The organism is Melghiribacillus thermohalophilus (assembly GCF_004342905.1).
In the GTDB taxonomy this organism is placed as follows: Bacteria; Bacillota; Bacilli; order Bacillales; family Alkalibacillaceae; genus Melghiribacillus; species Melghiribacillus thermohalophilus.
The window spans coordinates 1-26,257 of the sequence record NZ_SMAN01000029.1; the positions used below are offsets into that span (position 1 = coordinate 1).

The window sequence follows — 26,257 nt, forward strand, 5'->3', positions numbered from 1 at the left end:
CGTATTCGCATGGAATGTCAGCAACCAGCCTAGCATTTGAAAGCAATCATACGATAGAGGAAGAATCAAGCACATTTTGTTGCGGAGAACCATAATTAACTATACTTTACATTTCCGGGTTTTTTGTGATTGGATCAAATTACCTATATATTACCAATTGTGGAGTATGATACGATTGATTTAGGAAGGATTTAGGTTATCTGTGTAATATATAGTAAAGTACCTCTAATTAACAAAATTAGGTACATTTGTTAATAGATTTGTCTAGAAAGCTAAAAAATACATTTTAACATTCAATGTATTTTTTAGCTTATAAAATATAGAAATAAATGGAGGGAAATAAGTGAAAAAGTTCATTATTAGCGCACTATGTCTTTTAGTAACATTGGGTATGGTGATTATTGGGAATACCAAAACGTTGGCAGCATCAAACAATAATATTACGATGAATGGTAAAGCGTATTTAGGTGTCCCAGAAAAAGATTGGAAATCTTTTAAACAAGTTGAGGAAGTTAATGCAAAAATGGATATTGCAAATTTTGAGATTGAAAGTAAAACAATTAATATCGATGGAATCATTAGTTATAATGGTGTCAATAAACCATTTAACATTAGTACAGAGTTAAAGAAAAGCAGAAGTATAGATGGAGATCTTGTTTTCAACTCTGAGGAAGACACAGAAATTCAATTGGTTCATGGGTCAATCAGATACAATACACCAGAAAAAAAAGTACTTATTAATAAAAAATTAACAGGTAAAACTACCCTAACTCTTTATCTGTTTGATAAAAAAACAAGAGACCTAATTATGTTTGAACAACCGTTACAAGGACATATTAAAGATCAGTTGGAAGATATCGATTATTTATCATTAGAAAAATCGTTAACAGATACATGGGCACATAAAGTAGTAGGGCCAACTGTTGTAAATGATAGTAATATGAACATATCCGTAGCTGAAGACTGGGATACAGCCCAAAAAACAGTTAAGTATTGGACTGCTTGGGGAGACACCACTCATTCGGCTAAAGTTACAGCTCACGCCCACACCTCTGATTCCATTAGTGATCAAGGGTATATATTTTCTTCGCTAACCTTAGAGCAATATGTTATTCCTGGGGGTGAAACCCAAAAAGAGTATGGATGGTCTAATATTTGGATTGGAAGAGATATTCCTGTTTCTAATCAATGGACATTATATGATGGACAGACTGGAACAAGGGATATGATCTCTAAGCTGGAATACTCCGGTAATTGGTCTTCTAATTCCTTAAGCAATCTTTCTATTGGTGTTAGTTATGGACCTATTTCATATGGATACAGTTTCAAAGACTATGTTACGATACCAAAAAATGGATTCCATAACGTATATGAAGTACCAGGAACAGACAAACCATACCAAACAGAAATGACATTTACAGGAACTTATTTATATGATTCATCCGAAAAATATTATAGTAACATTTATATAATTACCCAGGGAAATGAAGGGGAAAAATCTGCTCAATCATGGTGGCGTGCCGAATTTTATGATAGTTATAATTCTGAGTCTTTAGGAACAGAATATCTAAGTGCATGGCTTTATTACAATTCCCATCAAACTAATTAGGAGGATCATAATTGAAAAATATAAAATTCCCCAAACGATTTCTTGTTTTTGGGGGAATCTTTGTTTCTATGGTTATATATATCATAAATATAAACATTAACCTCAATCATTATAAAAATATGGTTCAAGAAGATTTGAATCAAGAGTTCCATTCCATACTCATATTTTTAATTCAAACAAATGATTATATCGAATCTTTACAAGAAGAACCCCATGAATTAAGAGACCCAGGCCTTGCATTTTACTTTGGAGAATCCTCACTAGAAATATCAGGCAGGTATGATGCGTTTGTTGATCATTTTGAGGAAGTGACCAATATTCGATTACCTAAAGAACAATTATCGGTTTTCCTTTTATCATTCCATCAAGATTTCAGAGCTATATACCATAACTCTAAAAAGGAAGACTTTTCAACAGAAGTTCTTGAGTCACTTAATAGAAAAAAACAAATACTAGAACAAATGGAGATTGAGATTAGAAAAGTGTATAACCTAAAGGATTTTCCTGACAAATTTAATGAAGAGAAGATGAAGAAAACGGTTGTTCAATTAAATACCATATTAGAAGCTCATCATTATACCAATGAATAAACGGACGGATGAAATGTAAAAAAACGTATAAATGATTATTACTGGAAAAAGAAAAAGGTAGGGTATTCTCAGATTTGCGAGCAAACAAGCATGAGAAAGTAGACCCTACCTATTGTCTGATCGGATACCTAACAATCCCTTCGCAAATCAACCCGAGACCATGATGAAGGGCTTCGTTCAGGGATGTCAGGAGATTTTTCAGAAATCAAGAGGCACTTCATCCATAAATGTATGCGATGAATGGGCAACGCATTTAAAAAAAGCATTCTACTTTGTGGAAGCTATTGAAAATAGACAAAAATCAGGCTAAAAATGAGTTTCACTACCTAAGTATCATTGTCCCGGCTCAGGCATAAAGGCAACGTAAACGTAAAACGGCTTCCCTGCCCTTCTTCACTTTCTGCCCGGATTTCCCCGTCATGGGTCTGAATAATGGATTTCACGATGGCAAGGCCCAGTCCGCTTCCGCCATGCTCCCGGGAACGGGACTTTTCCCCCCGGTAAAATCGGTTGAAAATATAGGGAAGATCCTCTTTCGAAATGCCATTCCCGTCATCGGTTAATTGAACTTGAAGATGGCCCTTTACCCGATTTTCTGAAATATGAATGGAAATGGTGCTGGCACCATAACGAACGGAATTGTACATCAGGTTCAGAAGCACCTGCTGAATCCGCTGAGGATCAATGTGAATGCAGACAGAGGGAACAGGATCTTCTACGTTTAACTGGACTCCTTTTTGTTCCACATCCATTTCAATCCCCCGGAGGACTTCATTGAAAAACTCCTGACTGTTCACATAAACCCGCTCCACTGGCAGCTGGTTGAGTTCCAGCTTTGAGAATTCAAACAAATCTTCTATCAAGTGATCGAGCTGGTCCGTTTTATCTTTAATCACCCGTAAATACTTTTTTTGCATTTCCTCCGTTCTGGCGACCCCATCCATCAGGCCTTCCACATAACCTTTGATGGAGGACAGTGGTGTTCTCAAGTCGTGGGATATGCTTGCGATCAATTCCTTGCGTGATTTTTCGTATTGTTTTTGTTTTTCAATGGATTGCTTTAGATGTTTTCTCATTAAATTAAAGCCGTGAACAAAATGTCCGATCTCGTCCTTTTTGTTGTACTGAATGGGATAACTAAGATTTCCTTCTTTCATTTCTTCTGTAGCCGTATAGATTTGTTTAAGAGGGTACAGAATCGTCCTGGAAATATACCAGGTCCAGCCAACGATTAAGACAATAAGGGTGAGCAATCCAATGGACAGGCTAATAAAAATATCCTTTAACACCTGGTAAAGGGTATGAAAAGGTTCCGCCTGAAAGGAGTTAGCCATGATTTCTACATGGACTCGCTGTCCTGAAGAAAGCTCTACATCAACCCGCAAGGAATCCATTTGACTAAAAAATCCACTGGACTCATCCGGCTGAAAATCCCTGGAGTCAAACAAAACCTCATTGTCAGGGGATTGGATGGCAAGATGAATATCGTATTTTTCTAATACTGGCTGAATTTCCTGGAAAAAGAGGTCCGTTTGATCCATCATCTGTTCATTTTCTTTCACTTCATCGGAAATGTCCTGAAAAAGCTGGTCCATTTTATCTTCCTGCCCCTGAAAACGTTCATCTATATTGGACAGGTAAACATACAAAAGCCCGATAGTTACAAGAACCGGAAGAATGATGATGGATATAAAGGCGAGGATGAGCCGAGTTTTTAATCCAATGTTCATGATGAACTCCCTTCAAACTTGTAGCCAATTCCCCATACCGTCTTAATGAAGGTTGGATTCGAGGGGTCTGGCTCAATTTTTTCCCGGATTTTTCGAATGTATACTGTCACGGTGTTTAAATCCCCATAGCTGTCAAACCCCCAGATTTGATTGAACAGCTGTTCTTTGGAGAATACCTGGCCCGGATGGGTCGCTAAAAAATGAAGAAGCTGAAATTCTTTGGCGGATAAATGAATGGGTTTTCCATGGACATACACATTATATCCTTTTAAATCAATCTCAAGCTGGCCGAACTTCAGGGTTTGATTCTGGTTTTCAGCCGGGGCTGAAAAATGTATATACCGGCGAAGCTGTGCTTTAATTCTCGCAACCAGTTCCCCTGGGCTGAAGGGTTTGGTCACGTAGTCATCCGCTCCAATTCCAAGTCCGATGATTTTATCGGTTTCACTCTTTTTTGCCGTCATCATGATGATGGGAATGCTGGACGCTGTGCGAATCATGCGGCAAACTTCAATTCCATCAATTTCTGGAAGCATGATATCCAGAACCACAAGGGTGGGCTTTTTTTCGTAAAACAGATGGAGACCTTCCTTTCCATCAAAGGCGAGAACAACCTGGTATCCTGCCCTTTCCAGGTAGTCCTTTACAAGTTCTCCAATTTCTTTTTCATCTTCTACAATTAAAATGGTATGTTCTTTCAAGAATCATCATCCTCTTACTGGCAGTATGAAAGGGAACCGCAGAACGGCTCCCTTCTGTCATACCACAGCTGACATTAATTAGCAACATCCCTTCGCTGAAAAATGGTCCAGGACATCGTGACAAATAGGATGAAGTAGACGAGCAACACGGTGATGGAGAACGTCATGGTCATGCCTTCAACAAGAGGCTGGCCGTTCATATATTGAGACAGGTTCGTATTGGCGAATAAAATATATTTAACCCACTCATATTCACTCAACAGCATGACAACCTGCTGACCCGTAAACATGAGGAAAATGGACAATCCCACTGCCAATGAACGGTTACGGAATACCGTTGAAATCATAAAGGCAAAGGTCACCATCATGATTAAATCCACACTATTCAGCCCATACAGGGTCAAGATGTGGGTGATCATATTTCGTTCGACCACTTCTCCGTCTACAAAAGCCAGGTATGGAAGCTCTTTCCCTTCAAAGCCAAAAAATATGGCACCGAAGATAAATGAGGAAATAAACAAAATGAACAAATTGTAGAGCGCAAATAAAAGAGTTGTCATGAACTTTGACAATAAAATCTTCGATCGGCTGACCGGACGTATTAACAGTAGTTTGATGGTTCCCCATGAAAATTCACCAGCTACAATTCCCGCTGCTATCACGATGGTAAACAGGGTGACAAGGGACGTGAGATTTGTGGCTGAATTCATGAAACCCCACAAGGTTTTATTTTCTATCGGTGGAATGTCATGGTCGATACGATACTGGTTAATCGCGATTCGTTCCTCTAACACATCATGGCTTTTCCCGATATCCGGTACCTGTTCCTTTTGTTCAGTCAGCTGTTGGTTTTCAGCTTGAAGTTGCATTTTCCAGTTCTCACTGGTCTGGGAGTCAGCTAAGTATTTTGTCGCAATACCTACAATAAGCAAAACGAGGACGAGCAGTCCAACCATAACCCAGGTACTGAACTGTTTAAAAAGCTTCATATGCTCATTTCGAATTAAGTTCAACATGTTAAACATCGATATTCCCTCCCGTCATTTCCAGGAATTTTTCCTCCAGGGTCCCCTTGTTGGACATGATTTCATAGACAGCTATTCCGTTGGTGACCAGCAGTTTGTTTATATCCGGTAGATCTTCGCGCTTTGCTTCCATTTGAATGGCCTGATCTGTGATGGTTACCTTCTTGTCTGGATAGGATTGTTTAAGGAGTTCGTAAGTTTTTTGGACGGGTTCTGTCTCGATGCGAACAGCAACATACTCCCGATTTTCAACGAGATTGCTTACGGACTCAACACTAATTAGTTTTCCATTCTGGATAATGCCGACCCGATCACACATGAGCTGGATTTCTGATAACAGGTGGCTGGAAACAAATACCGCAATATTTTGTTCATGGGCAATGTTCCGTAAATAATTTCGGACTTCCCGAATTCCAGCAGGATCAAGACCATTGGTTGGTTCATCCAAAATCAATAAAGATGGGGAATGTAGCAAAGCCTGAGCCAATCCCAGCCGCTGGCGCATCCCGAGGGAATAGGATTTTACCTTTTCATGAATCCGCTTCTCCATTCCTACCAGACGAACCACTTCATCAATCCGTTCTTGGCTGATTTTCTCCGGAAACATCCGGGCGTAGTGAACCAGGTTGTCATATCCGGACATAAACTTATACATTTCCGGATTTTCAATAATGCCCCCAACATGGGCGATGGCCTTTTCAAAGTTTTTTTGAATGCTGTGACCGTTAATCAGAATATCGCCGTCTGTCAGTTCGATCAGCCCGGCCATCAGGCGAATGGTAGTGGTCTTTCCGGCGCCGTTTGGACCTAGAAACCCAAACACCTCTCCCCGGTAAATGTCGAGGGTCAGATCATCTATGATTGTTTTAGGGCCAATTTTTTTTGTGACATTTTTCATTTGTACAATCGGATTTCGTTCCATCTGGAAACCTCCTTCTTCATCATTTTGATCCTTAATCACGGGTGGTATTCAACCAGGCTTTCGCATTCAATTATGGAGGAAAATGCTTAAATCACGCTTACGAAAAGATTAAAAAAGTATTAATACAGAATTGCCCCTTCCTGAATACTTGGATCACGAGGCAAAATCTATTATGGAAAGCTATGAAAATAAATTTAATTTTTATACAGCTATGAAATGGCATGTCTCCCTTTACCATATTGGAATCCGATTTGGACAAATATGCTTATGATCAAGTTCCTATAACCCCAATAAAAATGTAGTAATTTGTGGAATAGATGGGATGAATTATCCAAAATTTACAGAATTTATTGACAATTAAAATTACCTTTCCTATACTATGGAAAATTCAGGATGTCCATTTTTGCTTTTAATAGATAAATAGTCTGATAGATGAGAGATGTTTTTTTCGAGACCGGTCATGACTTTGAGCTTTCCAGAAAAGTGGTTTAAAAAGCAGTCATACTGCTTTTAAATAATTTTTTAGAAGGAGGGAAAATAACTTGAAAAAAAACGTGAGGAAAAAGCAGATCCGGGCTCTTAGTTTCGTAACTACTCTAGTAATGATTTATTCGATGCTCGTGCCTGGTTTTGCTGGGGCACAATCAAAGCAGCATGCTTCTGTGTCCATGAAGAACTCAAATGTATCGGCAGAGGAGAAGTTGAGCAATCGACTGATGAAACAGTACACCTCAGATGAAAAAGTAACATTTCTCATCAAATTTAAAGAAAAAGCTGACACCATGAAAGCGGCACAAAAAGCCAGATCAAAGGCGCAAAAAACCAATCTATCAGTATTTCAGCAGGAAATTGCCCAGCGTTCAGCGGTGATTGCTGAACTGAAAACCGTTGCACATGAATCGCAAGCCAATGTGAAAGAGTACCTGGAACAGGAAGCAGCGAAGGGAAATGCTGAAAATATACGAGAATACTATATTGTTAACGGGATAGCTGTCACAGCAACGAAAGAAGTTGCGGAAAAAATAGCATCATTTCCAGAAGTAGAAAAAATTTTGCCTAATGAAAAGCGCCAATTAATTGAAACGGTTGAGACGAGTGAAGATGCACCGGTCACACCTGCAAGTGTGGAATGGAATGTTGATCGGATTCATGCTCCCGATGTATGGGGGATGGGCATTGACGGAACTGGGGCAGTTGTTGCCAGTATTGATACAGGTGTTCAATGGGATCACCCTGCATTAATGGAAAAATACAGGGGTTATAATCCAGCAACAGGTGAAGTGGATCATACGTATAGTTTTTATGATCCCGTTTATGGTGAGACCGTCCCCCATGATATTGATGGACATGGAACACATGTGACCGGAACAATGGTGGGCAGTGAACCGGATGGATCCAATCAGGTAGGAGTAGCACCGGGAGCAAAATGGATTTCGGTACAGGCGTTCACTCCTGAAGGGGCATATGATGCAGACCTGTTAGCAGCAGCTGAGTGGATTATGGCCCCGGGCGGGGATGTATCGATGGCTCCTGATGTTGTCAACAACTCCTGGGGTGGAGGACCAGGACTAGATGAATGGTACCGGGATACGGTCATCGCCTGGCGGGCTGCAGGCATTTTCCCTGTTTTTGCAGCAGGAAATACATCTTTACTTAATCCGGGAGGTCCAGGTTCTGTAGTTGCCCCGGCGAATTATCCGGAATCTTTTGCAGTTGGAGCAACAGACAGCAACGATGAAATTGCGAGTTTCTCTTTGCGTGGTCCATCACCATACGATGAAATTAAACCAGATATTTCAGCACCCGGTGTAAATATCCGTTCTTCTGTGCCAGAAAATAGTTATGACAATTACAACGGAACGTCCATGGCAACCCCGGCAGTTGCCGGAGTAGTTGCATTGCTTCGATCAGCAGATTCCAGCCTGACTGTTGATGAAATGGAAGATATTTTAATCAATACGGCAACTCCAAAAACAGACAGTGAATATCCAGATGCACCGAATAATGCTTATGGACACGGTTTAGTGGATGCCTTTTCAGCAGTTTCAACCGTTGCTGATGGATTAGGTACCATTCAGGGACATGTGCTGAAAGAAGGAGAAGATGAAGAAGCACCGACATTTTACCACGAACCGGTATCTGAAACCTATGCTGGTGTGGATTTAGAATTAACGGTGGAGGCCAGTGATAATATTAGTGTCACTTCTGTTGAACTAAACTATCAAAAGGCTGATGGAAGCTGGAATACGGTTGAGGCGACAAGAACCTCCGGAGATTATTTATCTGGTGAGTATACGGCTTCCATTCCGGGGGAAGAACTTGAAACTGGCAACCTCATTTATAACTGGACGATTCACGATTTTGGAAATAATGAAGTCGTCAGCGATGACTATAGCGTCGATGTATTGCCCGGTATCACGAATGGTTACTCGGAAGATTTTGAAACGACACCGATCGGGTGGTATTCATTCGGTCAAAATTCAACCTGGGAATGGGGTGTGCCTTCATCTGGACCGGGTGAAGCGGTATCCGGGGAAAAGGTGTATGCCACCAACCTGGACGGCGATTATGAGAACACCTCTGATGCAACATTAGTGATGCCTCCTATAGAATTGCCTGCAGAAGAGGAATCATATCTGCAGTTTAAAAACTGGTATAACTTTGAATTAGGTTCAAGCGGAACAGCATTTGACTATGGCCAGGTTCAGATTTCACAGGATCTGGAAGAGTGGACAGAGTTACAGACCTTTGAAGGAACATCTGATGGATGGGAAAGTGTCGAAGTTGATTTATCCGATTATCAAGGTGAACGTGTGTACATCGGATTTAAAGTTTATTCGGATGGCAGCGTGACACGAGAAGGATGGTATTTAGATGATGTATCCTTATCCGAAACATCTATGTATGACAACGATACCGTTCCGCCAACATTTGAACATACCCCACCCGGCGTAACATATGAGGGAATGAACTTGCACTTACAAGTTCAAGTTTCTGATGATGTACGAGTCGGCTCTGTAACGCTCCATTATAAAGATGAACATGATGAATGGCAGGAGTTAGCTGCAGAACTTGTTGATGGCGGTGGAGAAACGGGTGAATTCAATGTAACGGTTCCGGGGGATCAAATAACCGGGGATTCGTTCACGTATAAATGGCTGATTCACGATTATGCCGGAAATGAAGTCGAGAGTGAAGAGTATGTCCTTACTGTAGAAGAAGGAGTCACGATAGGTTACTTTGAAGATTTTGAATCCACTCCTACAGGCTGGCAATCTTTTGGAGAAAACAACGTCTGGGAATGGGGAGCACCGGCTTCAGGTCCTGATGAGGCAGTTTCCGGGGAAAATGTATATGCAACCAACCTGGATGGCGAGTATGTCAATCGTATGGATGCCTATCTCCTGATGCCTGCTGTTAATGTTCCTGAAGGTGACGCATACTTACAGTTCAAGAGCTGGCATGACTTTGAACAATCCTCCTCAACCGGCAGAGCCTGGGACTACGGATATGTGGTTGTATCCACGGATCAGGAAAACTGGGATCAGCTGTTGATGTTCCAGGGTGAATCAGATGGCTGGGAAGATGTGATTTTAGACCTGTCCGAATATAGCGGACAGCGGATCATGATTGGCTTTTATGCCTACTCGGACGGCAGCATCACAAGAGAAGGCTGGTATATTGATGATGTTGAGTTAACGGATCAACCAGATGGTGAACCATCAGCTCCAGACGTTAAAACACAAGTGAATACAGCCACAAAAGATAAAAAAGTTGAAAAAACCGAACCGGCTGAGCAGAACATGAAGGAAGATGCAGACAAGGCTAAACCAACAGATGATCCTATCACAATAAACGGTCTGCCATTAAGTGCTCAGGTCACTGTGCTGGAAACCGGACGCTCCGTCTCTACCAATCCGGCAGATGGAACGTATTCACTTATTCATACAGCGGGTGACTTCACGGTGAAGGCTGAAACGTATGGCTTTGCTTCACAGGAACAGACTGTAACGGTAGAGGAAGACGCTGTGTCTGAAGTCAACTTTACTCTTGAGGAATTGCCGCAGTCCACAATTAGCGGAACTGTAACAAATGCAAAGACTGGGGAACCAATTGAAGGTGCTACAGTTCTTTTAGTGGAAGATGCCAATGTTGAACCGGTTGCCACAGATTCAGAAGGGTCATTTGCGCTTACAGGCTATCACGGCGACTACACTCTGCGGGTAATGGCTCGAGATTATCATTCACAGGATATGAACATTACCCTGGATGGAGATTTGACTCTGGACATTGAGCTTGAACCGTTCTACACCATTCCTGGTGGTGAAATTGGCTATGACGATGGTACGGCTGAAAATGCACGTGCTTACTATGATGCCGGGAACGCATGGGCAGTTAAAATGTCACTGCCGGAAGGAAAAGAATCGGCTATTGTTACAGAAGGTGTGTTCCAATTCTATGACACAGAATGGCCAGATCCAGGAGATACCCCGTTTGCGGTTGAAGTCTGGTCGGCTGGAGAAGATGGCATGCCTGATGAAAAATTAGCGGGTCCAATTGAGGCTGAAGCCATTCGGGACTTAAATCAATGGACGGTCGTTGATCTGCGTGAACACAACATTCAAGTAAATGGTGATTTCTTCATGGTTTATGTCCAGACTGCAGACTATCCAAATGTTCCCGGGCTGGCAACCGATGAAGATGGAACTTATGCAGGCCGTAGCTATGAACGAGTTGGAGGGTCCTGGGCCCAAACGCCTGCTGATGAAGGAAACTATATGATCCGGGCACGTGTAGCCTATGAGGTAGAATCTCCTATTATCACATCACCTGAAGATGGTCTTGTAACAAACGAAGAAACCATTACAGTGGAAGGCACTGCGTCACCGGCAACGGAACTTCGTCTCTTGAACAATGGTGAAGAAGTAGGTTCGACTGAAATAGATGAAACCGGCGAATTTGCCTTTGATACGGATCTCAATGAAGGAATGAACGAATTTACGGCCGTCACACTGATAGATGGAGAAGAAGCCAAATCCTCAGAGCCTATAACGGTTATTCTGGATACAATTGCACCGGATCTCATTCTGGAAAATCTAGAAGATGGCGACAAAATCAACCGTGAAACGGTTACTGTTGAGGGAAGGGTGTCCGATAAAAATCTGGACGCTGTACTGGTAAATGGGCAGGAAACAGAGATTTTAGAAGATGGAACTTTTGCGGAACGTATTCTGCTCGATGAAGGACAAAATGTTATCGAAGTATCTGCTACAGATCTTGCCGGAAATGAGACAACCAAAACCATTACAGTCGATGTTGATTTCACTCCACCTGTGATTGAAAACCTGATGCCAGAAGAGGATCAACATCTTGAAGTTGGAGATACCGTTATGATAGAATTTGACAGCGAACCAGGTCTTGAAGCTACGTATTCCATTTATATGCCGTTAACGAACTTAAGGCAAGAACTTTCTAATGCGATTGAACTGCCCATGATGGAAACTTCAGAAGGTCATTACGTGGGTTATTGGACAGTGCCAGGGGATCTGCAAGCAGAAGGTGCTGTCATTGAAGTAAAAGCCGTTGATGATTATGGGAACGAAACCCGTCAGATGGCAGAAGGAAAGCTGTATATTTCAGAAGATGATTCAGGAAATGACAATGGCAATGGAAAGGGAAAAGGAAAAGGCAAAAACAAGGGCAAAGAGAAAGGGAAAAATAAATAAGTAATGTTGATGCAAAGGGACCGCCTCAGGAAGCCGATGATTCGGCAGTGAGGCGGTCTTTTTTGTAGTACAGATGAACGAAGAAGAGTATGACTATTACATTTCCTCAGGAGCATCAATCCCCAGCAGACGCAGGCTTTCCTGAAGGACAATGGTTACAGCATGTACCATGGTTAGACGCTGCTTGATGCAATCATCTTGTTTCAAAATTTTTACATGGCCATAATATTTATTAAACGAACGGGCCAGGGATATAGCGTATCTGGCAATCTGGGAAGGGTCCAGCTGTTCCTGGGCGCGCCTGATGACGTCCGGGAATTCCTTTAACAGGGTGATGATCTCCCATTCTTTGTTCGTGCACGCAAAGGATTCTGCAAAGGTTTCGTCTGGTGTATAACGCCCTTTTCGAAGAACCGAACGGGCTCTTGCGTTCGTATATTGAACATAAGGGCCGGTCTCTCCTTCAAAACGAAGCATATCTTTCAGTGAAAAGTCCATGTCATTCATGCGATCGTTTTTCAAGTCATGAAAAATGATGGCGCCCACTCCAACCTGTTTAGCAACCGTTTCCTTATCCGGCAGATCGGGATTTTTTACTGAAATATTTTGATAGGCCATCTCAATGGATTCCTTCAGTACATCCTCGAGTAAGACGACTTTGCCTTTTCGAGTGGACATTTTCTTGCCATCTTTCAGTACCATGCCAAAGGGAACATGAGTCATGGAGGTGGCCCAGGAAAAGCCCATCTTTTTGAGCACCCCGATCACTTGCTGAAAATGAAGACTTTGTTCATGCCCGACCACATAAAGGGATTGAACAAAATCATAACGCTGTTTGCGATCAATAGCAGCCGTAAGATCTCTTGTCGCATAAAGGGTTGCCCCATCGGATTTTTTAATCAGGCATGGGGGCAGGTCTGCATCTGATAATTCCACGACAAGAGCTTGATCGGATTCGGTCAGTAGCCCTTTTTTCTGAAGGAGTTTCACGGTATCGTCCATTTTTTCATTGTAATAGGCTTCTCCGTTATAGGAATCAAATTCAATATTAAGGAGTTTGTAGATTCGGTTAAATTCATTTAGGGATGCTTCTTTGAACCATTTCCACAGATTTAGGGCTTCCTCATCGCCATCTTCCAGACGTTTAAACCACTTCCTGCCTTTTTCGTCGAGTTCAGCGTTTGTTTCGGCTTCCTCATGGAATTTGATGTATAGTTTAAGCAATTCCTTGATTGGATCTTCATTTACCTGCTGTTCGTTCCCCCACATTTTATAGGCCGCAATCAGCTTGCCAAACTGTGTCCCCCAGTCACCAAGGTAATTGATTTTAATGGGCTGGAATCCGCATTTCTCGAGGATGAGAGCCAGGGAGTTGCCAATCACTGTAGAGCGCAGGTGTCCCATGGAAAAGGGCTTGGCGATATTAGGAGAAGACATATCAATGGTGACAACCCCCTGGTTCCCGATATTCTGTGTGCCATAAGCGCTCTTTTTTTGAATAATCTCCGAAAGAACCTGCCGGGCAACGGTGTTTTTGTTCAGGAATGCGTTGACATACCCGCCTGCTGCTTCCACTTTTTCAAATAGGCTTGATGTTATGTTAGAACGTAGTTCCTGAGCGATGAGGTGTGGTGCTTTTCGTTCCATTTTAGCCAGTGAAAAACAGGGAAAAGCCAGATCCCCATGGTCAGGATTCTTCGGTTTTTCAATCAGTTTTTCAATCTGGTTTTGCTCCAGTTTGCCGTCGATAGCATGGAGAATACTGGATGCGAATTCTGATTGATCATTCATAAGTTTAGATACCTCCATTTGTAAAATATAAAAAAACTCCCGCCTCTTCCTTAGAAGAGACGAGAGTTTGCCTACTTTTCCCGCGGTACCACTCTTATTGTTCGTTGTCAGAACCTGCTCAAACTGGATAACGGGTAAACCCGGCACACCCTACTGAACCGTTCAGGTGCACATCTCAAAAGTCCGGTTCACCATTTGCTTCGCATCAGGCTCCCACCATCCCTGACTCGCTGCAAAGCTCCACAAATGACTACTCTCTTTATCATGGATTTTTTCATGTATGGTTTTTGAGTATTTTACTTCTGCCAGTAACCGATGTCAAGATGGAAAAATCAGATGGCTTTCTGTCGGAACACCGGGGTTCCACTAAAATCCAGTAACTGAGCAATCACGTTTTAAATAGGATGAATAGTAGCTATGGATATTGTAAAAACTCGGGCATATATTTTTGATAGCGTATAAACTCACAATATAGGAGTGGAAAACATGGGGGCCATTACGGGGGAAGAGTATATCAGACGGATTAATCGGTTGAACCCTAATGTATGGTTTGAAGGGAAGCGCATTCAAGGAGAGCTTTCATCTCATCGCGCTTTTAAAGGGGTCATGAAAAGCCAGGCAAAACTTTACGATATGCAGCATAAAAAATCCCTTAGGGACAAGATGACATTCCGCTCTCCAATAACAGGAGACCGTGTGGGAATGTCCTATTTAATTCCTGAAACAAAAGAGGATTTAATGAAAAGACGGAACATGATTCAGGAATGGGCAGGAACAACAGCCGGCATGATGGGGAGAAGCCCGGATTATATGAATACGGTTCTCACGGCATTAGCCTCATCAGCGGAACAGTTGAAAGGAGAGAAAAATTGTTTTCCAACACATCTGCAATCCTTTTACGAGATGGCAAGAGAAAAGGATTTGTGCTTTACCCATACTTTCATCAACCCTCAGGTGAACCGTTCGCAATTTTACCTGGGGGCTGAAGAAGAAGTGATTGCCGCAAGGGTTGTAGAACAAAATGAGGAGGGTCTTGTAATTAAAGGGGCCAGGTTGCTTGCGACCCAGGGCGGCATGACGGATGAGCTGCTTGTGTTTTCAGCAGCCGGGTGTCTGGATCCCGATCAAGCTTTTGCCTTTTCCATTCCCAGTCATACACCGGGTTTGACCTTTATGTGTCGGGAATCCTTTGCTTATAAAGATTCGTCCTTTGACTATCCTTTAAGTTCTCGGTTTGAAGAAATGGACACCGTTGTTGTGTTTGATCATGTTCTCGTTCCCTGGGAGCGGGTGTTTTTTTATAACAATGTTGAGATAGCAAACAGCTTTTTTAAAACAAGTGCCTTTCTTCCTATGGCTCTTCATCAGGTTGTATGCAGACAGACGGTGAAAACGGAATTTATTCTCGGAGTAGCTCAGATGATGGTCGATACGATTCAGATCGGAGAATACCAGCATGTCCAGGAAAAAATTTCCGAAATTATCGTAGCCCTGGAGATGATGAAATCTTTTTTGTCCCGTTCGGAAATGGAAGCGGAAAAAGACCAATGGGGTGTGATGCGGCCAGCATTATATCCGCTATTGGCAGCCATCAACACGTTTCCCCGTCAATATCCACGCTTTAGCGAAATTTTGCAGCAGCTCGGTGCCAGCGGACTTATGCTGATTCCATCAGAAAAAGATTTCGAATCTAAGATGAAAAAGAACTTAGATCAGTATTTGCAGGGGGCTACAAGAGATGCCAGAGAACGAGTGAAATTGTTTCGTCTGGCCTGGGATATGTGCATGAGTTCCTTTGGTTCTCGTCAAACACTTTATGAGCAGTTCTTCTTTGGAGACCCTGTCAGGCTTGCTTCTGTCCTGTACAACACATATGAACGGGATGAGTATGTTAAACGGGTGGAAAAATTTTTAAATAGGGAGGAATAATAAAGGATTTTCGCCACGTTTGAAAGGAGAACCTGTTTCTAGTACAATTACAATTTGTGTGCATTGATTGTACAAATATGTATTCCGATAGACAGGGAAGGAGTATTTGATGGTTTTTTCAAAATTGCTTGAAGCTGAAGTAGGACAGACTGACCCCGAAGAACGGAAGAAAGAACTGGAGGAGTTAGAGTTTCAGGTCTATCGAATGCGGGAGAACATGAAGGAAATCTCGCAGAAATATGATGTTATCGGAATTGATCAAACGAAATATTCGAATTGGGTTATTGTATTTAAGGAAGATGACGGCAACATTTGCAGAGTGATGCTGGACGATTGCCAGTCGCCCTTTCGCGGTTCCTGGGATTTTTGCATTCAGGCTGAATATACTGATCACAATAACATTCATATTGCGGACATTAAAGGGCCGGAAGATCAAGGATACGGTTCTGTGTTAATGAAATATTTAAAAGATATTGCGATAAAGCAGAATATCCGGGCGATCAAGGGTGATATTGTGAAAAGGGACTGGGATCATGTGGACCGTCTCGAGCACTTTTATTCGAAACACAACTTCAGAGTTCAACTGGATTTCGAAAACAAATCTGGATCTATCGAATGGAATCAAATGGACAGGTAAGGAAAAAATCAGCCAGAAGAATTGGCTGGTTTTTTAATAACGGGTTATGAATGGTTAAACGTTTCAAAAGAGTTTTCATGACAAGCTTTTTGTGTTCCCCCAGCACTCATGAGGAAAAAACTTTCAATCCACTTTTAGCACAAACGTATAAGATACTTCTCCGTCCGGCCATGTTGCAAAGACCTCATAAATGTAATGTCCGGCTTGAGAAGGAGCAGTCAATACATCATGATGAATGGGGATTTGTTTTTCTCTCCCATTCTCACTCCACAGGTAGACTGTCCATTGTGGTTCACCTTCAATGTCAACTCCCATTTCAGTCTCTGGAGGGACGACAATTTCATCAAAGCGTTCGGCGATCTGACCCGGGGATGCAGCATCTGTTTGAACTATTTCCGTATCAAAACCTTTTTTAATTTCCCATCTAAAATGACCAGCTTCCATATTGTGTTTTGTATCATTTATAACCACAAAACCTTGAGGAATATCAGGTGGAAACCCACTGTTCTTACGGTGATTATTCTCCTGGGCATTTGTACATCCAGCAAGCCATATGGCTGCAAGAAAAAAAACAATACCTTTCCATATTTCACGTCCCATTGTTCTTACCTCCTTTAACGTTTTGACGGGAAAACCATGAAAAAGTTTCACGTTCGGCATATAAATGGTTTGAACTTTCATAAAATGTGGAAGATAATATAGTAAACACTATGGATGAGGTGAAAATGATGAGTGAAGTACTTTTTACATCCAGTGCTACCGCAAAAGGCGGCCGGAGAGGTCATGTGAAATCTGACGATGGTCTCATTGACTTAAAAGTGGTTATGCCTACGGATGGTACAGGCGAGAAGGGGACAAACCCTGAGCAATTGTTTGCTGCGGCCTATGCGGCTTGTTATGATGGGGCTTTTAATCTAGTAGCGAAGAAAAAGAAAAAAGAGGTAGATTCCACGGTTACAGCAGACGTCAGTTTCCTTAAAGATCCGGCTGACAATGGTTTTAAGATAGGGGTTGTATTGAACATTGAAGTAAAAGGTGTCTCCCAGGAAGAAGCAGAGGAACTTGCAGCTCTTGCCCACGAAGTATGTCCATATTCAAAAGCAACGAGAGGAAACATTGATGTTCAGTTAAAGCCAAGGGCATTGTAAAAAACGGAAGACCGTTTGATTTGAAACTTCTGTCTGAGGCTAACTTTAAAAAGCACCTGTAATGGACAGGTGCTTTTGATCATACCTAAAACCCAATCAAATGTTTCAATATTTTTATATCCCCTCTGTATTCATCAGAACGATCCGCCAGCCATCGGGATCTTCAATGGTAACCCCTTTTTCGTTCCAGTATGGATTCTCCGGTTCAACCTCAGGATATCCCATTGTTTCTAACCGCTCTGCAATGGCCACAAGCTTTCTATCGTCTGGAATATAAAAAACAAGCAGGTTATCTCTGGTAGGAGCGGGGCACGGGCTTCCATCTTTATGAGATGTAAACTCCAGATGGTAATCCGAACCAGGGAGTCCGAGCATGATCCCGTCATATCCTGCATGATCCTCAAAACTCCCTATCGGTTTTAAGCCCAGTCCCTTTGTATAAAAGTCTATTACTTTTTCCAGCTGATTCGTCGGCCGGGCTACACGGAACTGTATCACTGGCAAGTTTTCGCTCCACGGTTCCATCCAGATCACCATCTTTCTATCGTTTTTAATGTGATTATAGATTAAGATTCCATGAAATCATATGGACCCGGGGAGGATAGGAAATCATTCTTTTGGATGAACCTGTGCTTTTTCAGCTGCGATGAAGAAGCGGTGAGATTTAAACTGGATATAGCCCTTTTCCATAATGGTTCGATGGAGTTCATAAAGCTGATCCATATACTTTTCCACTGAAAAATCCGGGATTTGCCACGAAATAGCTTTCAGGTAATAAACAATGGCTCCCACATCATAAAATCTGGTGTAAGGAAACTGTTCATACTTTTTTATGATATGGAAGCCCGCTTTTTTAAGTTCTTTTTCTGCATAGTCCAGGTTCCAGTGACTAAATCCATCATCTTTGTCTGCTCCCAGCCATTCATTGAGTTCCGCCATGTCAGAGCCTCCCACCTGCTGGGTGATGAATTGCCCGTCGTCTTTCAAAATCCGGAAAACTTCCCATGGATAGTATGATTCATGACGGTTGATAATGACATCAAACTGGTGATCATCAAAGGGTAGTGTCTCATCATTTTCGACCATACGCACGTTTACGCCCAGGGGTTTCAGGTTCCTTCTGGCAATCGGAAAATTTGGGGCATATCCTTCTGTTGCATATGTATCCTGTGGCAAAGGCTGAAGAGCGGTCAAAAACTCTCCCCCTCCTGTACCCATATCCAGCATGGTTTGTGCCTGTCTCAGATAAGGGAGCAAATAACTGGCGTAGCTCCATTCCAGCGGTTCACTATCCAGGCGGCCGGTGTCTTCGATATAAGAAAAGTCCCACCCTGTAAAAGGCTTTTGAGATTCGTCTATTAAAAACTCAAAAAGCTGATTTTGATTCACAGATCTCACTTCCTTTCCGGCAAACGTTTAGCTCACCTCATCTTCATTCAGTTGGACATATCCCTGGAGAATGACCTGAAGCAGTGCAAAACTCAGTTCGGCATCATGAATGGCATTTTGTCTGAATTGTTCAAAACATTCAACAATGCTCATTTTCATCACGTTGATGTTTTCATGAGATTCAAGTTTCTGGGTTCCTTGAGCGGTAATGTCGTCGGTGAAAAAAAACATGAGTGACTTCATTGGTGCGCCAGGACGCTGGCCACAGTTTCCCCAGGTATGTCAGTTTTCCGCACTGGTAACCTGTTTCTTCCGTGAATTCTCGTCGGGCAGCCACTTCCAGCTGCTCTCCCTTTTCCACTCCCCCGCCCGGAAGCTGAATGACGGTATGTTTAATCCCCTGGCGAAACTGCTCGATTAAAATAAAATGGTCGTCGATTTTTCCTAAGACAACAACGGACTCGTGGCTTTTTTCGTGTAAAAAAATACGTTCCTTCTGGTCTTGATAAATAAGGGTGTGCTTGTTTTCAAATACTTGGTCCATAGATTGATCCCCCTCTAAGTGTTTGTCGTAGCTGATGAATGTTGATCTCCCCGGTTCGGGTTTTCACGCACTAACGATGAAAACTGCCATACAGCAAGTGATACCAGCAATAGTCCCCAGGTCGGCACCGGTACCGCACTGTAAATATCAATATCCCCCCAGACACCGAACGCCAGTGTTAATAGTATAATGAGCAGACTTTGAATACTGGCCCACAGACTGGAAAAACGTCCAATGCGGTCATGGGGAATCATTCGCTGAAACAGCGTTAACATGCCGGCATTTCCAGCAGCTTGCCCGATCCCCAGCAGGAGGAAAGAACTCAAAGCTACCCAGTATCCAGGGCTATGAGCAAATCCCATATATCCAAGGGTGGAGAAAAGGAGTCCAACTTTCACTAATGTTCGGTTTTCAATAGACTCAGATATTCTGGAAGCCAAAATGGAACCAATGACATACCCTGCTCCTGCTGCACTTACGAGATAACTGTACTGGGTTTCACTGAGACCCAGGACTTCATCAGAATAAATCCACTCTAGAGCATCTAGTGCCATCCCTATGGATAGTGCAATCCGAAAGGTAATAAAAAAACGGACAAATTCCTTCTCCCTGATGGCGGTAGTCCATACGATCCGGAAGTCTTCATTCCAGGTTTTCCAGAGGGCTTTTGTGCGGGAAGACGATGATTGTTCTTCAATATTGGGAAGCTGCATTAAAAAGAATGCTGAAACAAAAAACGTAACAGCATTAATATAGATAATGGTCTCGGGTGATACTATGATCAATAGAATCCCGGCCATGGCTGGTCCAATTACGATGCCCCCAGTAGTTACGGCCTGATAGATTCCATTAAAGGTTCTCCTTTTTTCATCGGGAACCAGTTTTGCAATGTAAGCCATCGAGGCAGGACCGAAAAATGCACTGCAGGTGTGGACGGCAAAAATCAGCAGATACATCAAAAGGATATTTGGTAGGAAAGGCAATAGCAGCATCAAACTTCCCCGGATGATATCCATTACAATCATTGTTTGTTTTTTGCGTCTTCGATCCACGATTCCCCCGGACCACGATTTAATGATGAAACCGGCGAGTGGTCCTAAAATCCATAACATTGCTACAAGTGAAGCAGATCCGCTCATTTCATAGACCAGTATATTAATAGCAATTAAATACATAAAATCACCGATGGACGATATGCCCACTCCTGCAAACAGGGGAAAGTAAGGCCTGAGCAGCCAGATCATCAGCTATCCTCCTAAAATGGTTTCATAGGATTGTACTTGAGGATATTATACAGGAAAATACGGGAAAATGGTTATGCCGGTTTCAAGAAATTGGTTGTGGGAAACCTTGAATAATCGATGAAGGTTTTATTTTCAGTGGTTTAAAAAAGTTGTATCCGTGATCCCTTTCATTAAGGATATAACAGGAGGAGATTACCATGAAACGATTTTGTATATTTGTCGTTGTAAATGGAGGAAGTTCCGAAGATTATAAAGCAAGTGCCATTAAGTTTGAAGAATGGGGACGCGTGAGAGCGAATGAATAGATGGTGGTTTGAAAATCGTGCTGATGGGTGCTATCGCAAACAAACGCTAAAAAAAGTAAAACATTAAGCCCACCTTTGTGGTATATGTGAGGCCAGAATACCGCAGAAAGCGAGTTTCCAGTGACCGGCTCCCGCAATTGCGAATGGATCATGTGGAGTCTCTATAAAAAAGTGTGCTTGAAAAACCATCCAGGCACACTCTATCAAAAAGTACGTTCTTTATGCTTTAAGGGTATTTTCCCATCGTAAAAATCTTTTCTGCTTATATGTTTTTCTCCTTCCTCAGTAAGGGCAACCGATATTTGCTTAACTTCTCCATCTTCTACTTTGTATATATATTTAGCGTAAGGTTCATCATTAAAAATCACATGAACGCTATGCAATGGAAGCTTGCCAATTTTTCCATCGATGCGTTCAATATCCGATGGTTGATAGTTTTTTTCTTCATAAAGGTAATGTTCAACTGTTTTTTCCATTGAATGTAACTTTGCTTGATGATAAGTGAATATTCCGATAAAAATAAGTACTATGGACAAAACAGCCATCACCAGAAACTTTTTCCCTTTCATTAAGCTGGCCCCTCCTTCAATAATATCATATCACTTCTTGAATGGTAAAAAATTACTAATATTAAATATGATGCCACTTGACCATTTACATATTTTGCTATCCATAGAATAATAGATACAGATAAAAAATATCATTTTCAAGGAGGTAATTTTATGTTCGTTAAGAAGAAAATGATGTTTTTGCTTATCACCATTTTCGCGTTATTTCTAGGGCCAATATCATCTTATGCTACAACTTCTGAAGCAAACGGAAACGTTGGCCCTCAATATGTACCCGGTCCTTACTACCCAGGGACAAATGTTGAAATGGAACCTGGAGATGTCCTGGTTTCGCCAAAAAACTGGAGCTCAACTAAATTTTTTGGTCATGTAGCTATTGTAGGAGATGATTACTATATTTATCATTCACACCCTTACGAGGATGGGGGAGTTAAAGATACAGTCAATGAATTCATGAGTCGTCATGGTCAGGGAGATACAATAGAAATATATAAACCAAGAAAAGGGGCAAGTGATGCTGGAGTCTGGGCGGCAAATAACTATGATGAAAATAGCAACTATACGTTAACGAATCATGATCTGGGTGACATCGCTAACAATTATTGCTCTAAATTTGTATGGCAAGCTTTTTGGTTTGGAGCTGGATTTGATTTACTTAATCAAGGCTTGACAGATGAAGATTCAGAAATCATTACACCATCAGAAATTGAGAATTCGGATGATCTGGCATACAAAGGAAGGTTTGATGCAGATTATTAATCGACTTCGAGCATTTTAATTTAGAAACGGGCTGCCCAATCGCAGCTCGTTTCTAAGATTAATTTGTTATATATTATACACTAACTAATGATCTGGTGAAGATTTCTTTGTTCTCTTCTTTCTAGATTGATTCTACTCCTCAATTTCTATAACTCTACGATATTTTTGATCGATTACCACTTACTTCTACTTCGCCGTCTTTAATTTTTCTCCTTCTGCTAATTGTTCATAGTTGATGGTACGATGCGCTTGTTCCAATCATCTCAGTATGGTAATTTTAGGTTAACATTGTATAGAGGAGAAAGGATAAATGGGAAACAACGTTCAGTATACCGTTTGTTTTTGTCAGGCGGGGCGATGATATTTTGATGCTGAATCGGGAAAAGAAGCCGAACCAGGGTCTATGGAATGGTGTAGGAGGAAAAATCGAGGAGGGGGAAACACCTCTGGAAAATGTGATCCGTGAAGTGTATGAGGAAACGGGATTGAAATTGAGTGATGCTGCATTTCGGGGAATGGTGAACTGGAAATCAGACGGAGCTCTGTATGGACCTATGTATGTATATCTGGCTGATTACCCGGCTGCTCAGATAGTAACCACCCCGAAAAAGGTACGGGAAGGGATTTTAGACTGGAAACCGATAAGCTGGATTATGGCTCCGGAAAATCGTGGAGTGACTGCAGATATATCTAAATATTTTAGATATCTTTTTGACGAATCTGCAACCTTTGAACATCTTTTTATTTATATAAATGGCAAGTTGATTGATTATGTGCGAAAGACTATTCCGGAAGCAGAGTTAGAAAAATGTTCTTCATATGGGTCAAAACAAGACTGAGACGAAAGTGAGATGCCCTTCATAGGGTTGATGAAGACCTAAACAGGGGGAAAGTACGAAAAATTGTCCCTCATCGAGGGGAAATAGGCCAAAACACGGTTAAAACGAACGAAACAGGTCCTTTATAAGGTGAAGCAACAAGAGCCCCCGGGTCTATCAGGCCCGGGGGTTTTTGGGGGGAGGAAATGCTTATCAAATTTTAAATTTGCTAATTGCATCCTGTAACTCCTGTGCCATTTCGGCCAGTGTTTTCGTTGCGGCGCTGACTTCTTCGGTTGATGCGGTCTGTTCTTCTGTTGCCGTAGCCACTTCCTGGGCAAAGCCGGCGGTCTGCTGGGTAATACCATTGACTTCTTCCATGGATTGTACGAGTGAAGTAGTCCCCCGGTTAATCTTTTCAATCGAATGGGTTACCTCTTCCATATGTGAAGAAATTTCTTCGACAGCACTAGATATGCCTTTGAAGGATCGCCCGGCATCATTTACGAGCTGCGTTCCTTCTTTGACCGCTTCTTCACCGCTGGACATTGATGCAACGACCTGTTTTGTGCTTTCCTGAATATCGTGAATCAGTTCATGAATTTGTTTGGTAGACTGCCCGGATTGTTCAGCCAGCTTGCGCACCTCGTCGGCAACGACGGCGAAACCTTTTCCATGCTCTCCTGCCCGGGCTGCTTCTATAGCTGCATTTAAGGCAAGCAGGTTCGTCTGTTCAGCAATATCCGTAATTAAAGCCACAATCTTTTCAATTTCAGCAGACTTGTTATTCAACATTTCAATAACCTGTGCAGTTTCTTCAGTCTGAGATGTAATGATTTTCATTTGCTCTATAGCCTGATTGACAATGACTTCTCCCTGATCGGCCTGTTGAGATGTGCTTGTCGATGATTCATTTACTTTATCAACCTGACTGGAGATGGTTTCTACATCTTTAGAAATTTTGGTGACAAATTCGGTAGAATCTTCTACTTTTTTCATTTGTTCTTCAGCACCAGATGAAACTTCCTGAATGGACCCGGCGATTTGTTCAGCCGCTTTTGATGTTTCGTCGGCGTTGGCGCTTAATTGTTCCGATGAAGCGGCCACCTGTTCAGATGTATCCATTACTTTGAAAATGAGTGCTTTCAGGTTATCTACCATTTTATTGAAGTTTTCTGCAAGGTTTCCGACCTCATCCTTACTATTCATGTTGATATGGTCCACGGTCAAATCTCCATTTGCCACTAATCCGATTTGTTTTGCAACGGCATTAATCGGATTCGCAATCCGGCTGCTAAAGAACCAGATTATGACGGCACCAATAAGCAAAGCTGCACCGAGTGTAATAAATAGTGTATACAGAATGCTGTTGGCTTCTTTATTAAAGTCCATCATATAAGTGGATGCCGCAACAATCCATCCCCAGTTTGTCTCCTGTTCTACGTATGTAACCTTGGGTGCAATGGTTTCCGCATCATTTGGCAGAGGCCAGTCATAATAAGTGAATCCGCCACCTTCCATTCCTTTATTGACCATTTCCTGTCCAAATTTCCTCCCGTTTTCGTCTTCTTCTTCCCAGATACTCTGTCCTTCAATCGAAGGATGGGCGATCAAGACACCCTTTTCATCGAGAACAAAGAAATAGCCATTTTCACCAAGATCAACTTTTTTGTCAATGGTTCTTGTACCATCATCCTGTTTCGGACCGATTAATTCAGTTCGGACCCTTTCCTGGGCTTCTTCCATAGTCAGTGTACCCTTTTCCACTTCTTGATTGAGTGAATCAATTAATTTCACGGCCATTCGAACATTATTTTTTAAATTGGTCCCCCCCAGTGTGTCCAGAGCATCTTTGCTGGAATGGTAGCCTGTGATTCCAATCAGCAGAGAAGGTACCGCAAGAATGACTAAACTCATAACAATTAATTTTGTTTTTAACGATCTGAAATTGATTTTTTGAAACATGTTCATTCAAAAACTCCTTTCATCCTTAATAATTGATGATTCGGCGATTATTAAATCATTTTTTGGTCATTTTCCGCTGATCTGTGATTCGAATGTTGGGGTGAGATCGGTATACTTAAGTAATATCCCTGTACATGATCAAACCCTTTTATCCAGCTGTTACCATGACTCTGCTCCTTTAACAGTCACTTGTTTCTTTTTCTGGCCATAACAGTAAAACAGCTATCCTTATCCTTTTAATGTCCTTTATAGAGGAACGGTCAACTTCCAGGTAGTCAGAGGGCTATTGATTCAGCTAGCGAACAACTATAGCCTGTCCCAAGATTATGGAAGCTGTTTTTTGATCCCGTATTCTGCAAACGATTTAAAATCGGGATGGCACTTTCATAGTCATGCTTTATGTGATAGTAAGTGTAAATTTGTATTGGAGGAATTAGGGGCGCTTCATTGCTCTCTTTTTGACACGGAACAAAGAACGTCTGAGGGTTTTCACGGATCTGATCATTTCAGCAAATGGTCCTTTAGCCTGTTCTGGGAATTCCCTGTTGTACCTGAGATGAGAAGCATAAAAAAGGATAAGCTTCTTCATCGCAGCAGCTGTTTTAATTCATTCATTAATCATGATTTCAATACCTGACCGGACAATTTTATGATCATCTGCGATAATAATTCGTATAGGCATGACCTGACCCCCGGAATATGATAAATTATAAAATAGATGTCAAAAGGACCAAAACAATTCTACTATTATAGAAAATTTTAGGCTCTCCCCAATGAAGTGTGCTGAAAATTGAAAAATGCAGAATCTTCCTCTATTGTTAATAGTAACCCAAACCAAAACCAATAGAAAGGAAGA

General features: G+C 41.8%; 21 protein-coding genes and 1 other annotated feature. Of the genes, 8 read left to right on the forward strand and 13 right to left on the reverse strand.

Annotated features, from left to right (window positions below):
• Window positions 1-343: 343 nt before the first annotated feature.
• Both EDD68_RS14105 and EDD68_RS14110 read left to right on the forward strand, forming a co-directional pair.
• Window positions 344-1,609 (forward strand): hypothetical protein, encoded by a 1,266-nt coding sequence (locus tag EDD68_RS14105; protein WP_132372979.1) that lies wholly within the window; start codon window positions 344-346, stop codon window positions 1,607-1,609.
• Between the two features lie 11 nt (window positions 1,610-1,620).
• Window positions 1,621-2,199: a hypothetical protein gene (locus EDD68_RS14110; protein ID WP_132372981.1), complete on the forward strand. Its 579-nt coding sequence runs from the start codon at window positions 1,621-1,623 to the stop codon at window positions 2,197-2,199.
• Between the two features lie 326 nt (window positions 2,200-2,525).
• On the opposite strand, the gene EDD68_RS14115 is transcribed toward EDD68_RS14110, so the two are convergent.
• From EDD68_RS14115 to EDD68_RS14130, 4 genes are all read right to left on the reverse strand, one after another.
• A complete protein-coding gene (locus tag EDD68_RS14115) occupies window positions 2,526-3,929 on the reverse strand; it encodes a sensor histidine kinase (protein ID WP_132372983.1) in 1,404 nt (467 codons plus the stop codon).
• On the reverse strand, window positions 3,926-4,630 hold the full coding sequence (locus EDD68_RS14120) for a response regulator transcription factor (RefSeq protein ID WP_132372985.1): 705 nt from the start codon (window positions 4,628-4,630) through the stop codon (window positions 3,926-3,928). Before EDD68_RS14120 ends, EDD68_RS14115 begins: the two co-directional genes overlap by 4 nt.
• A 74-nt stretch (window positions 4,631-4,704) precedes the next feature.
• Window positions 4,705-5,655, reverse strand: coding sequence for an ABC transporter permease (locus EDD68_RS14125; protein WP_132372987.1), 951 nt, complete (start codon window positions 5,653-5,655; stop codon window positions 4,705-4,707).
• On the reverse strand, window positions 5,648-6,577 hold the full coding sequence (locus EDD68_RS14130; protein ID WP_132372989.1) for an ABC transporter ATP-binding protein: 930 nt from the start codon (window positions 6,575-6,577) through the stop codon (window positions 5,648-5,650). The genes EDD68_RS14125 and EDD68_RS14130 overlap by 8 nt, the downstream gene beginning before the upstream one ends.
• A gap of 542 nt (window positions 6,578-7,119) precedes the next feature.
• Between EDD68_RS14130 and EDD68_RS15550 the strand changes: the two genes are divergently transcribed.
• Window positions 7,120-12,303, forward strand: a complete 5,184-nt coding sequence (locus EDD68_RS15550) for a S8 family peptidase (protein WP_243646881.1) — start codon at window positions 7,120-7,122, stop codon at window positions 12,301-12,303.
• 96 nt (window positions 12,304-12,399) lie between these two features.
• Here EDD68_RS15550 and argS read toward each other — a convergent pair whose 3' ends face one another.
• The gene (gene argS, locus EDD68_RS14140; protein ID WP_132372991.1) at window positions 12,400-14,094 is read right to left on the reverse strand and encodes an arginine--tRNA ligase; all 1,695 of its coding nucleotides are present in this window, start codon (window positions 14,092-14,094) and stop codon (window positions 12,400-12,402) included.
• Between the two features lie 52 nt (window positions 14,095-14,146).
• Window positions 14,147-14,369, reverse strand: a binding site (T-box leader).
• 211 nt (window positions 14,370-14,580) lie between these two features.
• On the opposite strand from argS, the gene hpaB reads away from it, so the two are divergent.
• Window positions 14,581-16,023 (forward strand): 4-hydroxyphenylacetate 3-monooxygenase, oxygenase component, encoded by a 1,443-nt coding sequence (gene hpaB / locus EDD68_RS14145; protein ID WP_132372993.1) that lies wholly within the window; start codon window positions 14,581-14,583, stop codon window positions 16,021-16,023.
• A gap of 109 nt (window positions 16,024-16,132) precedes the next feature.
• The gene (locus EDD68_RS14150) at window positions 16,133-16,660 is read left to right on the forward strand and encodes a hypothetical protein (RefSeq protein ID WP_132372995.1); all 528 of its coding nucleotides are present in this window, start codon (window positions 16,133-16,135) and stop codon (window positions 16,658-16,660) included.
• Between the two features lie 123 nt (window positions 16,661-16,783).
• On the opposite strand, the gene EDD68_RS14155 is transcribed toward EDD68_RS14150, so the two are convergent.
• Window positions 16,784-17,260, reverse strand: a complete 477-nt coding sequence (locus EDD68_RS14155; protein ID WP_132372997.1) for a hypothetical protein — start codon at window positions 17,258-17,260, stop codon at window positions 16,784-16,786.
• A gap of 128 nt (window positions 17,261-17,388) precedes the next feature.
• Between EDD68_RS14155 and EDD68_RS14160 the strand changes: the two genes are divergently transcribed.
• On the forward strand, window positions 17,389-17,808 hold the full coding sequence (locus tag EDD68_RS14160; protein ID WP_132372999.1) for an organic hydroperoxide resistance protein: 420 nt from the start codon (window positions 17,389-17,391) through the stop codon (window positions 17,806-17,808).
• A 114-nt stretch (window positions 17,809-17,922) separates the two neighbouring features.
• Here the strand turns inward: EDD68_RS14160 and EDD68_RS14165 are convergent, their stop codons facing one another.
• From EDD68_RS14165 to EDD68_RS14185, 6 genes are all read right to left on the reverse strand, one after another.
• Window positions 17,923-18,333, reverse strand: a complete 411-nt coding sequence (locus tag EDD68_RS14165) for a VOC family protein (protein WP_132373001.1) — start codon at window positions 18,331-18,333, stop codon at window positions 17,923-17,925.
• 84 nt (window positions 18,334-18,417) lie between these two features.
• On the reverse strand, window positions 18,418-19,197 hold the full coding sequence (locus tag EDD68_RS14170) for a class I SAM-dependent methyltransferase (protein ID WP_132373003.1): 780 nt from the start codon (window positions 19,195-19,197) through the stop codon (window positions 18,418-18,420).
• 27 nt (window positions 19,198-19,224) lie between these two features.
• A complete protein-coding gene (locus tag EDD68_RS15630) occupies window positions 19,225-19,350 on the reverse strand; it encodes a hypothetical protein (RefSeq protein ID WP_279388276.1) in 126 nt (41 codons plus the stop codon).
• A 28-nt stretch (window positions 19,351-19,378) separates the two neighbouring features.
• A complete protein-coding gene (locus tag EDD68_RS14175; protein ID WP_243646882.1) occupies window positions 19,379-19,741 on the reverse strand; it encodes an NUDIX hydrolase in 363 nt (120 codons plus the stop codon).
• Between the two features lie 14 nt (window positions 19,742-19,755).
• Window positions 19,756-20,985 carry an MFS transporter gene (locus EDD68_RS14180; RefSeq protein WP_132373005.1) on the reverse strand — a complete coding sequence of 410 codons (1,230 nt, stop codon included), beginning with the start codon at window positions 20,983-20,985 and terminating at the stop codon, window positions 19,756-19,758.
• Between the two features lie 508 nt (window positions 20,986-21,493).
• Window positions 21,494-21,859, reverse strand: coding sequence for a DUF3139 domain-containing protein (locus EDD68_RS14185; protein ID WP_132373007.1), 366 nt, complete (start codon window positions 21,857-21,859; stop codon window positions 21,494-21,496).
• Between the two features lie 153 nt (window positions 21,860-22,012).
• On the opposite strand from EDD68_RS14185, the gene EDD68_RS14190 reads away from it, so the two are divergent.
• Together EDD68_RS14190 and EDD68_RS14195 are read left to right on the forward strand one after the other, a co-directional pair.
• Window positions 22,013-22,618: a C40 family peptidase gene (locus EDD68_RS14190; RefSeq protein WP_132373009.1), complete on the forward strand. Its 606-nt coding sequence runs from the start codon at window positions 22,013-22,015 to the stop codon at window positions 22,616-22,618.
• Between the two features lie 329 nt (window positions 22,619-22,947).
• Window positions 22,948-23,457 (forward strand): NUDIX hydrolase, encoded by a 510-nt coding sequence (locus EDD68_RS14195; protein WP_279388277.1) that lies wholly within the window; start codon window positions 22,948-22,950, stop codon window positions 23,455-23,457.
• 192 nt (window positions 23,458-23,649) lie between these two features.
• Here EDD68_RS14195 and EDD68_RS14200 read toward each other — a convergent pair whose 3' ends face one another.
• On the reverse strand, window positions 23,650-25,407 hold the full coding sequence (locus EDD68_RS14200; protein WP_132373014.1) for a methyl-accepting chemotaxis protein: 1,758 nt from the start codon (window positions 25,405-25,407) through the stop codon (window positions 23,650-23,652).
• Window positions 25,408-26,257: the final 850 nt, after the last annotated feature.

Coding starts and splice junctions, on each gene's coding strand:
- EDD68_RS14115 (WP_132372983.1), bottom strand. CDS start 3,929: ATGAACATTGGATTAAAAACTCGGCTCATCCTCGCCTTTATATCCATC.
- EDD68_RS14125 (WP_132372987.1), bottom strand. CDS start 5,655: ATGTTTAACATGTTGAACTTAATTCGAAATGAGCATATGAAGCTTTTT.
- EDD68_RS14130 (WP_132372989.1), bottom strand. CDS start 6,577: ATGGAACGAAATCCGATTGTACAAATGAAAAATGTCACAAAAAAAATT.
- argS (WP_132372991.1), bottom strand. CDS start 14,094: ATGAATGATCAATCAGAATTCGCATCCAGTATTCTCCATGCTATCGAC.
- hpaB (WP_132372993.1), top strand. CDS start 14,581: ATGGGGGCCATTACGGGGGAAGAGTATATCAGACGGATTAATCGGTTG.
- EDD68_RS14150 (WP_132372995.1), top strand. CDS start 16,133: ATGGTTTTTTCAAAATTGCTTGAAGCTGAAGTAGGACAGACTGACCCC.
- EDD68_RS14155 (WP_132372997.1), bottom strand. CDS start 17,260: ATGGGACGTGAAATATGGAAAGGTATTGTTTTTTTTCTTGCAGCCATA.
- EDD68_RS14160 (WP_132372999.1), top strand. CDS start 17,389: ATGAGTGAAGTACTTTTTACATCCAGTGCTACCGCAAAAGGCGGCCGG.
- EDD68_RS14165 (WP_132373001.1), bottom strand. CDS start 18,333: ATGGAACCGTGGAGCGAAAACTTGCCAGTGATACAGTTCCGTGTAGCC.
- EDD68_RS15630 (WP_279388276.1), bottom strand. CDS start 19,350: ATGAGCATTGTTGAATGTTTTGAACAATTCAGACAAAATGCCATTCAT.
- EDD68_RS14175 (WP_243646882.1), bottom strand. CDS start 19,741: ATGGACCAAGTATTTGAAAACAAGCACACCCTTATTTATCAAGACCAG.
- EDD68_RS14180 (WP_132373005.1), bottom strand. CDS start 20,985: ATGATCTGGCTGCTCAGGCCTTACTTTCCCCTGTTTGCAGGAGTGGGC.
- EDD68_RS14185 (WP_132373007.1), bottom strand. CDS start 21,859: ATGAAAGGGAAAAAGTTTCTGGTGATGGCTGTTTTGTCCATAGTACTT.
- EDD68_RS14190 (WP_132373009.1), top strand. CDS start 22,013: ATGTTCGTTAAGAAGAAAATGATGTTTTTGCTTATCACCATTTTCGCG.
- EDD68_RS14200 (WP_132373014.1), bottom strand. CDS start 25,407: ATGAACATGTTTCAAAAAATCAATTTCAGATCGTTAAAAACAAAATTA.